Genomic DNA, 16,449 nt, shown 5'->3' with positions numbered 1-16,449 from the left:
GCGATCACGGTCAAGGTTCAATACGCCGACGGCGTTGCAGCAATTAGCCGGTGGTCGAGCGAAGCGACACCACCGGTACGAGAATCCCGGGCGATGTTGACCCCGAAGGTGGTCACACCATCGACGGCTCTGTGACCGCATTCGCGGTCCATGATTTGAATGGCGTCAAATTACCCATGGCTCACGCCATGGGCTACCTGCTGTCGTCCCTACCGGGACTATTGGCTCATGCGATCACTTCTTTGACCACGCGGGCTGGCCGATGAGCGGTGACGATCTGTTGTTGATTGCGATGGGGGAAGACGACTTGTTCGTGATCGAGCCCAAACAGATGCATCACGGTCGCTTGGAAGTCGTTTGGAGTGACGATGTTCTCGACAGCGTGGTGCCCAAACTCATCCGTCTTGCCAAACGTCATCCCGCTGCGGACACCGCCGCCAGCCATCCAGATGCTGAAGCCCTGGCCGTTGTGATCGCGGCCCGCTTTGTCCGCGGCTCCTTGCCCCTGCGTCACGGGCAGCCGGCCGATCTCGCCGCCCCAGTGGACCAGGGTGCTGTCGAGCATCCCGCGTTGGCGAAGATCGGCGACCAGCGCGGCGGTCGGTTGATCGGTCTTCTCGCAAACCGATGTCAGGCCGCCTTTGAGGTTGCTGTGATTGTCCCAAGGCTGGCCGCTGTGGAACAGCTGCACAAACCGGACGCCTCGTTCGACAAGCCGCCGAGCCAACAAACACCGCGTGCCGTATTCGCGCGACTTGGGATTATCCAAGCCGTATATCTTGTGCGTCGCGGCGGTCTCTTGCGAGATGTCCAACGCTTCGGTCGCGGCGGTTTGCATCCGCGCAGCGAGTTCGTAGCTGGCGATCCGGGCCTCGAGATCCGATTCGCCCGGATGCGCGTCCAGATGCTGGCGATTCAGTTCCTGCAAGAAGTCGAGGTTCTGACGCTGGTAGTCTCCAGCCAGGTGCGATGGCGGCTGCAGGTTCAAGATCCGTGGCTCCTTCGGCCGCAGAACCGTTCCCTGGAACATCGACGGCATAAATCCGTTGCTCCAGTTCGTCGCCCCATCGACGGGATGGCCGCCTGGATCGGCAAGGACCATGAACGCGGGAAGGTCTTGCGTTTCGGAGCCCAGGGCGTAGGTCAGCCACGAACCAAACGTCGGCCGCCCCAAAACCGCGGGGATGCCGCCGTGGAAATAGCGGATCGAAACCTCGTGCCCATTGGCACCGGTATGCATGCTGCGAATCAAGCACAGTTCATCGGCCACGCCCGCGGTATGCGGCAGCAGTTCGGACAGCTCCATCCCGCATTGGCCGTGAGCCTTAAACTTGAACGGGCTGCCGAGCAGTTTTTTGCTGGCGTCGTTGACGAACGAAAAATGGATATCGCCCGAGTATTCGGTGCCGTCGTATTTCGTCAACTCCGGCTTGGGATCGGTCAGATCCATGTGCGACGGGCCGCCGTGTTGGAACAGCGAGATCATCGCTTTTGCCCGCGGCTGGAAGTGCGTTTGCCGCGGCAGTAGATCGTTGTGCGGCGTCGCCTTCAGCACCGGCGGCTTGGCCGTTGCGGTCTCCTGAGCCAGCATCCACTGCAGCGCCAGCGAACCGACACCCATGCCGGTGCTCTGCAAAAATTGCCGTCGTGTTTTGGGAAGCATATTCATGCGAAGCTCGCGGTTATTCGATGTACAGGAATTCGTTGGAATTGATCAGCATCTGGCAGATGTTGATTAACACCTGGCGTCCCGGTGTTTTGTCTTGCGGTGTGCCCTGAGGGTCGGCAAACAGCTGAGTCAGTTGGCGGTTGGCAAACTGCAACGCGGTTTGCTTTTCGCTATCCGTTGGCGAACGCGACAACACGATTTGCCAAGCTGCTGCGATCTGAGCGGGCAGCGGCGCGATGTCCTCCGATTTGGCGGGGCCGCCAAAATCTGCGACCGAATCGTAGACGTGAGGTTTGCCGTCGGTGGGTGTGAAGTCGAGCTTTATTTGCCAGCTGAAGGAGTCGGACGTTTCGCTGGTCAAACAATCGGTAACGAGGTCGATCGTTTCGCCGCTGGCGACAGCAAAGGTCGCGACGTCGGTAGCCGTTGAATTGTGGAACGCGTTCCAGCTGCCTCGCAGTCCGCCGGCCGAAAGGATCCGCCCGCGAACGCCATCGCCGTTTTCGCTGCTGTGTTGCAGCGATCCGGAAATACTCAACTGGCCGTCGGTCGGAGCGGTCCAACGTCGGATGGCGGGATTCTTCGGATTGCCCGGATGGCCGCCGGTTTTGGTCAGAAAGACCCAGCCGAAACCAGGAGCTGGCACTTTCGGGCCTCCCTGATACTGCGTCCCTGTAAAGTTCGGCAACGCTTCGAAACGAGCCAGCGTGCCGGTCGCTTCGTCGACTTCTCCGGTGCCGTAAGTCCAGATCGGTTTAGGGATCGCGGGCATCCACGAACTGTCGACCGCTTCGCTGGCCGCAGCGCCGGATTCCGCTGCCGCGGCCTGGCTAGCTTGTTCGGCGGCGACGGCGCGCTCGGCGACCAAGGCGGCTTGTTCGAGGATGAAGTCGCCGTTGAGCATCATCAGCGACTGGGGAGCGACGGTCGAGACCGAGCGGACATCGCAGTTGACACTCATCACCGGGGCGTCGAATGTCTGCAGCATCCCGACCGGTTGGCTGCGTCGCGCCCGGACGTAGATGCTGCGCCGCGGCCGCTTGGCATCGACGCGGACCTGTCCGGTTTCATCTTCGGCGATATCGACGGGAGGCCCAAAACGATCGACGTCCAGATTGCCGGAAACCGACAGGATCGAATCGCGAAGGATTTCCGCGTCGACTCGCTGCAGCGACTTTCGCCAATAGTAATGGTTATCGGCATCGATCGCCTCGCGCGTCGGTTCGCGATACGACGACTGACGCCACGCTGTCGATTTCAGGATCTGGCGATGCAGGTGCTTCAGACTCCAACCGTGCTGGACAAAATCGTTCGCCAACCAATCGAGCAACTCCGGATGCGTTGGTTCTCCGCCCAGGCGACCGAAGTCGCCCGGCGTCGACACGATCCCGCGACCGAAGTGATGCATCCAAATCCGATTCACGATCGCTCGGGGCGTCAGCGGATTGCTTTTGGCATCGGTCAACCAGCGAGCAAAGGCCAGTCGGCGGCCGGTCGTTGGCAATTCCGGATCGTTGCTGGGGAATTGGGCCACGGCGCCTTCGGGAGCGACGACGGTCAGCCCCGCCGGCAACACTTCCTGCTTGGGTTGGTTGAAGTCGCCGCGGTGAAACAGATGCGTGACCGGGGCGTGATTGGGAGCTTCGACCAACGCGTGTATAAACTCTTCGGCTGGCTTCTTGGCTCGCATCTCGGCCATCCGCTTGTCGAATTCCTTCAGCTCCTTAGCCGCATCGGGCCGGTATTGGTACAGCACGCCAGCGGTGATGTTGACGGCGGGGTTGGCCGCCAGCAGCTTCTTCTGCTCTTCGGTCCGTTTGTCCTTGGCGGTGTTGTAGGCCTCGCGGAGCTGCGAGCGCTGTGGATCTTCAAATTTCAGCAGCTCTTCTTCGAAGACCTCTTGGATAAACGCAGCCTGTTTCTCCGCTCGCTCCTTCGCGACCAGTTTGACTTCCTCTTCGATCGCCGCTGCGGCAGCCCGATCCGCTGCGGTGTACAACGAGACCAAACGGCTCCTGGGTGCCTTCCAAGATTTCCAGTCCAGGGCGGGTTCAAAGACCGATCGGATTGCAAAATAATCGACGTGCGAAATCGGATCGTAACGGTGGTCGTGGCACTGAGCGCAATGAACGCTGGAACCCAACAGCGTGCTGCAAACGATCTGCATCGTGTCGGCGATCGTTTTGTTGCGAGCTTCGGGGCTGTTGTCGCCGCTGCCGGTTCCGTCGGCTGCCATCCGCAGGAAACCGGTCGCGGTCAGCAGTTCGATCTGCTCCGCAGTCCAATCGCCGTTGGCGGGGCCGGCCAATTCATCGCCAGCGATCTGTTCGGTGATAAAGCGGTCCAGCGGTTTGTCGGCGCTGAACGACCGGATCACGTAGTCGCGGTACCGCCACGCCCAATCGCGGCTGCTGTCGGCGACCGTGTAGCCGTCGCTGTCGGCATAGCCCGCTGCGTCCAACCAATGTCGGGCCCAGCGTTCGCCATAATGCGGCGAACGGAGCAGCTCTTCGACAAGCTGTTCGTACCAATCGGGATCGGAATGCTGCATCCATTGGTCGACTTGTTCCGCAGTCGGCGGGAGGCCAATCAAGTCGTTGGACAGACGCTGGATCGTGGTGAAGCGATCGGCGTCGGGCGAAAAGCTTAGGCCTTCGGGCATCGCGGCGGCCAGCAACGCATCGATCGGCGTGCGGATCGTTCCTCGCGCTTCGGGAAGCGGCGTTTGCGGTGGCGCGATCGGTTGGTAGGCCCAGTAATTGCGTTCCTCTTCGGTGATCGGAATCCCCGGCCCGATCTGTTCGGGCTCGGGACGCAGCGTCGCGGCGCCGCTGGCGATCCATTTTTCAAGGATCGCAATTTTTTCGTCCGAGACGCGAGCTTCTCCCGGCGGCATGTCGCCGTCGCGAACGCGCGTCAGCAGCAAGCTCTCCTCAGGATCGCCCGGCACGAGCGCCGTCCCCGAATCACCTCCCGATTGGATGAAGCGAACCAGTCGCAGATCGAGCCCACCCTCCAACTCTTCGGTCGCGCCGTGGCAATCGAAACAATACTCCCGCAGGATCGGCCGGATCTGCGTTTCAAAAAACGCCGGCTCTTCGCCAACCGCCACGCCGGAACTCAGCAGCGTCAGGATCAGGAAAGGGGCGGTAACACGATCACTGCGAAACGGAACCCAACATGCAAACATGTTTTTTGTGCCGAAGGGGAATGGGAGGGGGATCTTTTCTGGGGGGCTGGCTCACGAGCGAACCAGATTGTTTTGTATCACCGGTTGGTGATGAATCATTTGCAAGCAATGCAACGGGAGGACCAACACGGCTCCGATGGATTTACGTTACCAAATGCCCTGCGAAGACGGGACGGTTTATTGGACGGTCCCACGTCGTCTGCATACAATGGAAAACGAAATATGGAGGTCGGATGATGATGCAAAACACAGACCCTAGTGTTGCAGATCGCGCGAAGAAAATCTACGAAGATCGCCTGAAATCGGTGCTCGAAAAGATAGCGTTGGACCAGTTCGTGGCAATCGAACCCGACTCCGGCGAACATTTCTTGGGTGCGACGTTGAGCGAAGCGATCGGAAAAGCGCGGAAGCAGTTTCCCGATCGCCTCAGCCATGCGATCCGAGTCGGGCACAAGGCAGCCGTACATTTTGGTCTGCACGTCCGATGAAAGGGATCGTAGACAGCGGTGGCCGAGCACTTATACCGGTTGAATTGCGTAGGTCAGCCGACACGGACGCGACAACTTTTCAGGTTTGGATCGACACGGGGTTCACCGGCGACCTCGTCCTTCCGACAGCGGCAATCGAGGATTTGCAGCTCGAACCATCGGGAAGCGTTGATGCGATCCTAGCCGATGGTTCACAGATTGGCTTGAGCACTTACAGCTGCACGATCGAGTGGTTTGGAACCTCCAAGCCGCTCGAAATCATTGCCAATCAAGGCGAGTCTCCACTGCTTGGGGTCGGGTTGCTCCTCGGACTCGAACTACGAGTCGACTACCGCAATCTCCGCGTCGACCTGACGCCATCGCAAAAGGATGACGTCGGCGTCCGATAACGCGCCGCGATCCATCTTTCGACGAACCGCATGACGCCCCCACTCGGCTGGAAACCGAGTTCGACAATTTCACCGAAACGTCTATTCCGCTGGAATCACCGGCAAAATGATCCGGCTAGGACGTGTTGCGTCGTGGTGGATCGTTTGCGTCGCCACGACGGTTCGGCGATGACGGTTCAACGGCTCGCCCGTGTTGGGGTTCACGTCGAAGCGAGGGAAGTTCGAACTGGAGATGTCGACGCGAATCCGATGTCCCTTTTTGAAGACGTTCGACGTCGGATACATCTTGATCGTGAATTCGTACGTCTCGCCCGGTGTCATCAGGACTTCCTTCTTCAGCGACTCGCGGAACCTTGCTCGCACGATCCCGTCGGCGATGTTCATATCAAATCCGCCCGGCCAATCGGACGAAGGAGGATAGACATCGATCAGCTTGGCGGTGAAGTCGGTGTCGACCGCCGAACTGGACGCGAACAAGCGAACTTCCAACTCGCCGGTGACTTCCAAGTCTTCGGTCAGCGGTTCGGTTTGGAAGACCAGGACATCCTTGCGAGCCGACAGCGGAATCGGATTCTTGAAGTTCCAAATGTGGCTGCCTCCCTTTTGATCAAAAGCCCCTTGGAGCATGATGTCGTTGGCCGACGAGATGTTCCCGCCGATGTTGGGGACTGGATCCTTGGGATCGAAATCGTATTGGGTGACAGCTTCTTCGACCGCTGGCTTCTCCGTCGCGAGCCCGCCATCGGGTTGCAGATAAAAGTCGGTGTACTGAGTCCGTTCCAGCGGCCAATCCAGTTCGCTTCGCCAGTAGCCGCCGTGCTGCAGACGTCCCTTTTCATCTTTGCCGCCATCGCCGGTTCCCATCACGAAGATCCGCACCGGGGTCTTGAAGGGATCCGCTTTGCCGACGGAGTTGTCGATTCCTTTGAGCCAGTGGTCGTACCACTCGCGTCGCCACGCCCATTGGTCAGCGATCGCGGCCTGCTTGCCAAACGAAACCTGCCCGTGGGCGTAACCGGCTTGTTGGCCGTGAATCCACGGACCCATGATCATATAGACTGGGCCCTTGATCTCCGGTCGCAGCGCCTTAAATGTGGCGGTGTTGTTGCCGCCCCAAGAGTCGTACCAACCCGAGACCAGGTAGACGGGGATGTCTTTGTATTTGTGCGGCGCATCGACGATGTTGTTTTGCTCCCAAAATTCGTCGTTCGCGCCATTCTCCATCGCCGAGATCAACCAGTCTTCGTATTCGGGTGCCAGACGCAGCGGAGTCATCCCGCGACGTGTCGGCAAATTCTGCAGATAGGTGTGGCGTTGATCGGCCATCTCTTTCAACACCTTTTTGGTGCCGGGATCTTGTCCGGCGCGGCTGCCGTTGCTCGCGTTCAAGAAGATCCAGTTCCAGAAACGCAACTCAAACGCACCCGCATTGCGAATACTCTGCCTTCCCATGTTCGCCATCGCATCGACAGGAATTACCGTTTTCAGCTCCGGCGCGCCAGCCATCGCCATCGCGTGCTGGGTGCCGCCGAAATAAGACGTTCCGATCATTCCGATCTGGCCGTCGCTCCAAGGTTGCTTGCCGATCCAGGCGGCGCAGTCGACGCCGTCGGGGCCATCATCGGTCAACATGTGCCAGACTCCTTCGGATGCGTAGCGTCCGCGAGTGTCTTGCGCGACGTAAACGTAACCGTGCTTTGCGTAATAAGCACCGCGCGACTTGGCTCCGTTTTTGTTGTACGGCAGACGCGACAGGATCACCGGCAGCCGCTCCTCCGACGGTTTGCCATCGACCATCGGTCGATAGATGTCGGTCGCCAGCCGAACGCCATCGCGCATCGGGACCATCACGTTCTTTTCCAGGTGATAATCTTCGGCTGCAGCGACGAGACCGCTGGTAACCAACAGCGCGATGATGGGGATTTGAAATACGAAACGAGTGCATGCGAGCATGAGGGATCTCCTGAGAAGTAGCTCTTGGTGAGACTGTTCGAGTTGGGAGGGGGGGCGGGCGGTGAAAGGGAACGTGTTGTAAGTTGGTCGCCTTTCGCTCCGCGAAAGTGCGAGTCCTGCAAACGCCCTTTCGCGGAGCGAAAGGCGACCTATTCTAACCGCCGAGTCGCGGGAGGGGAGCGTGGCCGTAATTTGCCGGTTGGTAAGCGATCTCCAGTTCGGGAGTCATCCGTTTGGTTTGCCCTGCGGCCAGCGAGGTGAGGGCGCGATCCAAGATCCCGCTGGTCAGCAGCGTCCGCTCGACGGGATAGGTCGGCCGGCCGGTGTGGATCATCGTTTCGATCCCTTTGAGCAGCCAGGCGAAGTGCGGATAACGCGGTTCCGTTCGCTCGTCGAACCGCGTCGCAAGCGGCTCCGTTTTGCCAGCGACTTGCAGCGCAACCGACGTCCCGCGGGCGTAGGTCGGCAGCATAAAGAGAGCTCCCAACAGGCCGTCGGCATATTGGAACAGGAACAACGTGGCGTCGTCGCTCTGCCGCACATCGCCGTCGCGATGATCGATCGCGGCCAACGCGGCATCAAAAAGATCTTGGCTGATCAAGCCATCGTCCAGCGTCTGCCAGACCGCATCGCCTTGCAGGCACTGCACCCAGCGAACGCCCTGCTCGGCGCCGGGTCGCTGTTCGACATGGCACTGGAAAAATTCCAACGCGTGACTGCCGTAGATGTCCAGACCGGAGTACCCGATGCCCACTGCGGCTTCGATGGGGCAGCCCGGCGGGACGGAGATCTCGGGCGTGCGGTAGCCGACCGCCATCGAAGAACCCGCCATAAAAGGAATGTTCAGTTCGACGGCGCGGTCGTACATCCATTTCGCATCTTTCCAGACCGGACCGAGATGCTTGTCGTTGAAGACCGGGACGACACGATCGTATTTCACAAACGTATCGGTGATCTCTTTGAAAAAGCGACGGCGTGGATAAAGATGCTGCTTTTTGTCGTTCCACGGATAATCGCCGTGCTCCCCAATGCTGATCACGCCATCGACGGGGATCGTGTTGCCGCCGACGGTGACAGCTTCTTCGATCGTTTCAAAAATCGGAAAGCCATATTTTTGAGAGAGCCCGCGAGCCATGTCCCTATCGGTGAACTGGTCGACGTACATCGAGGCGAGCGTCAAACGCGGCCCCGGTCCGCCGTCCTGTTTCCAACCTTCTAGGATCTTGCCGATCAGAACGTCGGCGTGCAAACCGTGTTCGTATGCGGTGAGGACCGCCGCGACCGATTTTGTTTTTACCGTGGGCGTTTCGGCGGTGGCGACGTTCAACCACGGGCTGCTGGCGGCTGCGATCGCCGTGCTGGCTAAGAAGGCTCGACGCGTGGGCTTCGATGGAGATGGCATGATTCCACTCGTTGATTTCTGAGGCGGGGATTACTTTAACGAAATCAGGTAGGACAACAGGTCGGCGACCTGTTGAGAGGTGAGGTCGCGGACCAACAGTTCGGGCATTAGCGACTTCCGCTGCGGGACCAGTTGTTCGATATCGTCGGCAGCGACGACAACAACGGTACCGGTCGCTTCGCGAAGCGTCACCTGGTTGTCATCCCTATCGACCAGCAGGCCACTTAAGACGCGGCCATCGATTGTTTCCAACAGGTAGGTCAGGTAGGGGGCGTCGATTCGCTTAGAGGGTTCGAGGATGCTTTCGAGCAATTCGGCGGCGGAGAGTTTTTTGCCGATCGTTGTCAGGTCGGGACCGACCACCGTTCCGGTGTCACCGATCCGATGGCAGTTCTTGCACGATACACCTGCGGTTTCGAAGAAGACCAATCGGCCGCGATCTGCATCGCCCGAGAACGCCAGGATTTGATCGGTCGCAACGACATTGCCCAATCGCTCCACGCGTTGGTCCGCTGGCAGAAAGCGTTCAAAGAGATCGCGGATACCGGCGTCAGGATGCTTCGCAGCGCGAGCGATCGCCAGCGAAGCGGCCGCCTCGGGAAGCGACTTCTGCTGCAACGACCTCATCAACAGCAGGCCCCCTTCGGTTGTCGACAACAGTTTTTCGAGCGACGCTTCGGCGTCAGCTTCCGTTTCAGCCGACCGTTCCAATTCCGCAAGTGCCGCCAACGCATCGGCTTGGCGCCGGAGCGCTGCCGGATCGGAAGACGACTCACTTGGCGGCAGTTGCCCGATCCAATCTTCGATCAATGCCAGCCCCGCCACGTCGACTTCGCTGCTGCCGATATGAGGCATCCGGCCGCTGCCGAGCTTCGCCATCCGGTACCAAAGTACCGAACGCAGCGGATCGCCGGGCGTGATCACATGCGCCGAATGGATGCCAAACGTTCCCTGCGATGGGCGGGCGTCGAGCATATTCGTTTCGGCAAGGGGAATGTCGGAATGCATCTTCGACAACACAGCGCCCCCCGCATGCTGGCGATGGCAATGGGCGCAATTCGCTTGAAGATAAGCTCGGGCTCGGGGATCGGTCTCCGCCGACGTATCGCTTGGGTCGACTAAGCCTTCGCGATCTTTAGGATCGATCGGTTTGTCGATCAATCCGATCTCGGCCAGTCGATCCAGCTGCGAAACAGGGGCGTCGCCGTCATCGAGATCGCAGTTCAATTGCAGAGTGTTAAAGCCCAACGGCGGACCCGACCACGAGTTGTGGCATCGCTGGCATTCGGCTCGCCCGGCAAATCGCCATGTCTGGTTCCGCAGACCGCCGGGCGATGCCGCGTTGACGATTTCGAACGCGCGTTGATCGCCATCGCTGGGGACCAACGTGGCGTCGGTCTGCTGCTGGTTCCAGGCGTAGGTATACGGCAACCAATCGATGCCATCGTAGTGCAAGATCTGCGTTTCGACGTGTTGCCGCGTCGCGGGGTTGCCTTGTTCCAAGTCGAGCGACAGCGTTTTAACGAGGACTGTCCCGGTCGGAAATGCCCAAGTTTTTGGCTTGGTTTCGATCACCCCGTTGCCGGGAACTGCGACAAACCGCTGGGCGACTGCATGATCGGCCCACGGTTGGGCGGCGATCGAATAGGGGATTACGCCCGGCATCGGGGTTTGATCGACAACGGAATCGAAGAGCCCGGTTTCGCTGAGCTTTCGCGGAAAGCGGCTCGGTTGCTCGGTGGGCTGATTGGCGACCAGCCGCTGGATCGTCCCGGCAGTGTGGTCCAGCAGGTACATCGCGTTGTTGTTATCTTCGCCAAACGAAACGATCCGATGCGTGGTGTCGGCTAGTTCTCGGTGCTCGACAACCTGGCCCGCTTCATAGCGGAAGCCCCAGATTTTTCCGGTGTCGTAGTCGCCGTAGATGTGCGTGCCGCGGAGCTCGGGCAGCCGAGATCCGACGTAGGTCAGGCCGTCGGTGATCGAAGAGGATTCGGTGTGCGAATGTTCGATCGTCGGTGGCAGGATCGGTGTCGGACCGCGTTTCCGTTCGGGATTCGACGGGTGCGAACCCTCTAGAACCGACCAACCATAGTTTCCGCCGCGCTCGATGCGATTGAGCATCTCCCAAAGTTCCCAGCCGACATCGCCAACCCACAGGTCGCCCGTGTCGGAATCGAAACTCATCCGCCACGGATTTCGCAAACCGTACGCCCAGACTTCGCCTCGCGCGCCGGCGAGATCGACAAACGGATTGTCGGGCGGGATCTGATAGTTCCGGTCTGCGGTCGTTTGGTCGACGTCGATCCGCAAAATTGAGGACAGCAAATTGCTGACATCCTGCCCGGCGTGTTCCGGATCGGGCGGGTTGGCTGGACCGCCATCGCCGGTGGAAATGTAGAGACAGCCGTCGGGGCCAAACTTCAAACAGCAGCCGTTGTGGCCGCCGGAGAGCCAGGTGAGCAGAGTCGTTTCGCTGGCCGCATCGATCGTCGGCGGGTCGGCGTCGGTCATTTTAAACCGAGCCACGTGCGTGCCATCGGGCTCACCAGCCTTTTTGATGTAACAGACGTAGCAGTAGCGATTGGTTTCAAAATCGGGATGGAAGGTCAGCGAATAGACGCGGCTAACTCCGGGGATCGCTTTCGCCAAATCGATCACGAGATCAGCCGATTCCACATCCGACCGATTCGGAAACGAAAAGACTTTACCCCGTTCCTCGACGACAAACAGTCGGTCGCTGCCGGGGGCGGCGGTGATATCCAAACAGCGATTGAAGGAGAGCGACGGGAAGGCGCGCTCGGTCGTATAGGGAAGTGGCGGTTCAGGCGATCCGGAGATTTGCGAAGTGGTCCAAGCGGGGCGAGGATCGGTCTTCGCCAGCGGTTGATCCGCGGATAAACTCAGCTGCAGCGTGCAAGCCAGCCAAACAAAAAGCCCCCATCTGACGACAGTGGCCGCGGAGTCGCGGGTCGTTCGATCCATACAAACATTCCTTGGGGAATGAGGCGGCGGGAAGGAGAGAGGGGGGCGAGGGAGAACTGGCACCAAGATAGCGGGCCAAGCGGCGGGAGTCCAGAAAATCGTGCCACCGCGGTCTTGCAACCGTAGTCCCGCCACTCCGCTGGCGGGACGTGAGGTATTTGAACTGCAGATCCAAGACTCTCGGTGCTAAATAGAGTTCTCCCCGAACCGCAACAGAACCCGCTAACAGCAGATTCTTCGAGTCGCATCTACCAGCTGGCCAGCCCATCACGATCCCCAACCATCCCCACCCGTTCCAAACATGCGATCGGAATCGCAAGAGACAAGTCAGCTGGGTCAATTCACAAGCTCGCCTGAAGGCTAATGGTCGAGTTGCAGAACCCTAGAAATCGTGCCATATGCCAATTCCAAGCTGTTGCTCGTACCGGTCGTGGAGCGCGAATTGATTGCTCATTCCGTTCGCATACTGAGCGCCGATTCGAAACAGTCGTCCATTTTTTTTACGCCATGCCCAACCGGCTTGCAATGTGAATGTCCCACCGAAATCGACCTCTTCCCTGAGGTAAGCGTTGGCGGCGATGAAAGGTGCACCGAAACAATTGGTTGGCATCACCGGAGCGTATTCAGCACCAAACTGGAGTTCCCATTTTTTGCTGATCGTCGACTTAAAGGCATAACCAGCCTCGCCGTACAACCGAAATCGCTCAGCAAAGTACCGAGAATGTCCGAGCACGAGCGATTGACGTTGGAAAAAATCTTCATTGCGGAGCGTGGGAATTCTATCGATCAAACTGTCGGTGGGATGTGAACGCAAAAAGTAGACACCGAGCTTGGTTTGATGGTTATTACGCCCAAACGAAACAGGAAACCCTACACGAATATCACTGGTGAGGAGATCGAGGGAGGCAAGGTTGGTTTGACGCATTTGTGCGGACGCTTCAAGATCGAACTGCACACCGGTAGGAGAGTAAGGATCGTCCGAACCGACGCGTAAGAATCCCCATTGGCCTCCGATCGAAGAATCGTAGATCCAGCCAAAATCATCGTTCTTCAGCAGTTCGATACTCGTTCGCGATTCTTTCGGTCCAGCGAGGTAGGGATGATAGATCAATCCCTCGGGAAGAAAGTGCCATCCCCATTGCGGCATGACAACGAGCGGCTCAGCCACCGGCGTCGCAAAAGGGTCAAATTCATCGGCACGCGCAAGTGGAATTGAATCGAGCAAGCATCCCCACGCAAGCGTGAGAATCAATAGCTTCACCCCCGTTGTCGGCAAGAATCCTATTGCATGCGTTTGCTCTGACCGTTGGGTTCGAATACTGCGCCGTAACTGTTGAATCCGTGTGTACCAAGTCTTCATCAACGTCGGAAACCATTGCTTGCGGAAGGCGGTGCGTAGCTCGAGGGTGGCGATGCAAGCAATGTCGGCGACGTTTCGGTGGGGACCAAGAGCGTGGTTTCCGCATGCTGTTTCAAAGTCCGTTCAACCCAGTGCACCAGATTCACGTCTTGCGAGCCGGGCACACCTGCAGGATGTTCGTTGCGTTGGTTGATTGGGCCGCTGTCTTTGAATGCGAGCCAACTGTCACCTAATGATCGAGATGTGGGATAGATGACGACATCGGCAAAAATGATGTTCTCCTGACTCGTTGTCACCAGACTCTCGCGTGGACGGAACAGTCCGCCCACAAGAGGAATGTTCTCCATCAGCGCAACTCCGTTGCCCTGTTGCTTAGAGCGAATTGCGACACGAAATCGACTGACTTCGCTGAAGTCGTGGCTTTGTGCATGGACCTGAGACTCGACGAAGTGGCGTCGAATGCCTGAAGTGCTGGAGGCGTCTTCGTCGGACGATTCGACACGAGGCGAATGCGTATAGAGCAGATGAAAAGCAACACTTGTGCCGTCTGGTTGGATGACCGGGGTCAAATCAATCTCATCCCCAACGGTTACTGTCCGACGCGAGGTTTTTGTTGTCAATGCTTCAAGGTGTTTACCTGGCGCCTGCGTAACGCCTGCGGCTGACAGCAGACCGCTGCTTCCCGGGACCATCGTTTCACTTGCCGTCTGCGCTGCAATGGACAGGCCGAGGCCACGCGCTTCCTGGGCCAGACCGTTGGCGACCTCCAACCCCTCTTGCAACAAAATTGCTCGCTTAGGTTGATCCAATACCGCAACTTGTTCGGGGCTAACGCGTGCTCGCTGCCGGTCGTTGGTAACGATCGTCGTCGTTTGGAGTTGCCCCATCTGCACCTTCCAACCGTGCGATGCACCACGTAGATCCCCGAGGACAGGCTCATAAAACTGTCGTCGAACATCCTCTTCGAACGCCTCGGCAAGACTTCGCAAGTGCCCGTCAAGCATTGCCACTTCGCCTCGGAGGCTTTCTTGATGATCCAAGTATTTCTTTTCTCGCTCGTGAATGACTCGATCCGTCAGTTGGCAAAAGGCCGCGATGCTCATCACTTCTCCCGAAATCGGATGAGCTGTGGTGGTGGAACCATCGCGCGTTTGTGAGGCTTGAAAAAGCACTCGATGGTCACGCATTTTCGCAATCGCCGCACCGGTGGTTTGGAGCGCTATACTCGCTCGTTGAAAACGTACCAACGCAACCTGAACGCTATTTGCCGCTGCATCGTCCTGTCCCAGTGATTGAAGGTAAGACGTGATTCGTGAGAAAGAAAAATCGGGCTCGTGAACTTCGATCGTCGGGGTGTCGGGTTCGCTGGAAGTGAAGCCCGGTATGCGAAAACCGCTAGCGTCTGGATTCTTTGGCACCGACGCTAACATCGCCATCCGGTACCGTTCGTGAAAACGGGGGAATTCGTTGGCAACCAGTCGATGGAATTCGGCAAGAACCTTTTGTCGTACGTGAGACTTAGCGATTGCCACGAAAAAAAGTGTGCTAACGATGTCCCGCGAGTCAAATGCCTCGACTGAGATTTCGCCTTTGTTGGCGTTGTGTAGTTCGCGAAAGTTGCTGATGCACGAATCAAAAAAGAACGCTTCGGCGAAGCTGTTTGGATTTTCGGCATGTACCTGGCTGACAACGGTCCGAAACGCAAAATGAAACAGTTGCTGAGACTCCCGGGCCATGAACCGCGCGTGATAGAGAACTTCATTGATAGCAATGTGCATGTCTTCGATGTCTTCATCGTTGGAGCCATCCAGTTGCAGAACGTGGATGCCAATCTTGACCTGCCCGACGGGTTGATCAAGCTTGTGCAGCATTCGAGTGATTGCATTGACGCCCTCCAACGGGCCTCGAAGATGCAATCGGCCCTGCCCTGCGACACCAATTTGCACATGTTGGGTGATGTCGGAGGAATTCGCGCTCGGTTCCCACATCTGGTTGTTTGTAGTCACTGGCGATTCGTTGCCCCGCCTAAATGCTTCGGCGCGAATCGCTTGCTCGTTGGCGCTGATCTGTGCGAGCGACCGATCAATCCGTTGCAACTCAGAATCCTTGGGATCAGCAGCGCTTCCGATTCCGAGCGCCGATGCCAAGGGTTCCTGAATGTTGCTGCCGGATGTCGCATCGTCGGAAAGCATTTTCCGACGATCGAGCAATTTCTGACGCTCAGCGCTCAGCTGCTGCAATGCGGCGATTGAGGAATCGACTGGTGGCACGACCTTTTCCGGCAAGTGCCCTCGCACCAATGACATGACTTCCGCGACGTCTTGGGAATAGTAGAGAGGTACGATGCGAGTGGTGACGACGGACGAATTCGCGTCCCCAACAGACAATGCCTGCCCAAACGCAATTGCCGATGGCAAGTATGTGCCAATGAGAACCCATTGAAGTATGCGCATCGTTTGCCCAATTTCGGCAGGGCAGCGCCAACGTACGGAATTCATGTTATTGCGTTGGGTGTTGCATGGAAAACGGTTCTCGTGCGTGATTCCATCTATAGCAAATTTAAGCGTCACAATGCCTCGAAAGCTCCAAGGCTTGAATCCTTTCCACTGCAACGCACTTTGCTTATAGAGGAAGCGTTTAGCGTGGCATAGGGAGATCTGCCCCAAGACTGGTCGCTATGCAGCGTAATATCTGTTTGTCTCCTAAGCGGTGTGGTGTTTAGTGATGGATACGCGACCCTAGGATACGTTCGGTGAGTATTCCTTCGTGTACAGAATGGCAGTATCCGGGCACTCACAGGGCTATTTAATGTTTGGGGTTAGGCACTCTTGATAACCCGACGCGCATAAGAGACGCCTAGTGAATTCTTCGCTTACGCGTTGGGTTACCGTTCCCTGAGCCGCTGCAGTTAGAAAAAGTCATTAGCCCTGGGGACGCCCACAAAATGATCGCCACTCTGGTGTCGGCTGTACTTAATGTTTGCGGTTCGGGCGCTGCGGGAAGAGCAGGCGGC

Annotated in this window: 9 protein-coding genes; 2 read left to right on the top strand and 7 right to left on the bottom strand. The window is 58.0% G+C overall.

The window, feature by feature from the left end; all coding sequences use genetic code 11:
• Positions 1-226: 226 nt before the first annotated feature.
• The gene (locus EC9_RS21115; RefSeq protein WP_218934326.1) at positions 227-1,669 is read right to left on the bottom strand and encodes a DUF1501 domain-containing protein; all 1,443 of its coding nucleotides are present in this window, start codon (positions 1,667-1,669) and stop codon (positions 227-229) included.
• Between the two features lie 13 nt (positions 1,670-1,682).
• Positions 1,683-4,859 (bottom strand): PSD1 and planctomycete cytochrome C domain-containing protein, encoded by a 3,177-nt coding sequence (locus EC9_RS21110; protein WP_145348073.1) that lies wholly within the window; start codon positions 4,857-4,859, stop codon positions 1,683-1,685.
• A gap of 236 nt (positions 4,860-5,095) precedes the next feature.
• Between EC9_RS21110 and EC9_RS21105 the strand changes: the two genes are divergently transcribed.
• Together EC9_RS21105 and EC9_RS21100 are read left to right on the top strand one after the other, a co-directional pair.
• Entirely contained in the window at positions 5,096-5,347 is a 252-nt protein-coding gene (locus EC9_RS21105) for a hypothetical protein (protein WP_145348072.1), read from the top strand.
• The gene (locus tag EC9_RS21100) at positions 5,344-5,736 is read left to right on the top strand and encodes a clan AA aspartic protease (protein WP_145348071.1); all 393 of its coding nucleotides are present in this window, start codon (positions 5,344-5,346) and stop codon (positions 5,734-5,736) included. The genes EC9_RS21105 and EC9_RS21100 overlap by 4 nt, the downstream gene beginning before the upstream one ends.
• An 81-nt stretch (positions 5,737-5,817) precedes the next feature.
• Here EC9_RS21100 and EC9_RS21095 read toward each other — a convergent pair whose 3' ends face one another.
• From EC9_RS21095 to EC9_RS21075, 5 genes are all read right to left on the bottom strand, one after another.
• Positions 5,818-7,689: a CocE/NonD family hydrolase gene (locus EC9_RS21095; RefSeq protein WP_145348070.1), complete on the bottom strand. Its 1,872-nt coding sequence runs from the start codon at positions 7,687-7,689 to the stop codon at positions 5,818-5,820.
• A gap of 154 nt (positions 7,690-7,843) precedes the next feature.
• Positions 7,844-9,091, bottom strand: a complete 1,248-nt coding sequence (locus EC9_RS21090; protein ID WP_218934325.1) for a hypothetical protein — start codon at positions 9,089-9,091, stop codon at positions 7,844-7,846.
• A 30-nt stretch (positions 9,092-9,121) separates the two neighbouring features.
• Positions 9,122-12,076, bottom strand: coding sequence for a PQQ-dependent sugar dehydrogenase (locus EC9_RS21085; RefSeq protein WP_145348069.1), 2,955 nt, complete (start codon positions 12,074-12,076; stop codon positions 9,122-9,124).
• A gap of 382 nt (positions 12,077-12,458) precedes the next feature.
• A complete protein-coding gene (locus EC9_RS21080; RefSeq protein ID WP_218934324.1) occupies positions 12,459-13,337 on the bottom strand; it encodes a DUF1207 domain-containing protein in 879 nt (292 codons plus the stop codon).
• A gap of 98 nt (positions 13,338-13,435) precedes the next feature.
• A complete protein-coding gene (locus tag EC9_RS21075; protein WP_145348067.1) occupies positions 13,436-15,934 on the bottom strand; it encodes a hypothetical protein in 2,499 nt (832 codons plus the stop codon).
• Positions 15,935-16,449: the final 515 nt, after the last annotated feature.

The sequence above is a fragment of the Rosistilla ulvae genome, assembly GCF_007741475.1.
GTDB classification, from domain to species: Bacteria; Planctomycetota; Planctomycetia; order Pirellulales; family Pirellulaceae; genus Rosistilla; species Rosistilla ulvae.
Note: the sequence above shows the minus strand (reverse complement) of the source record. Positions and strands in the feature narration are given on the sequence as shown.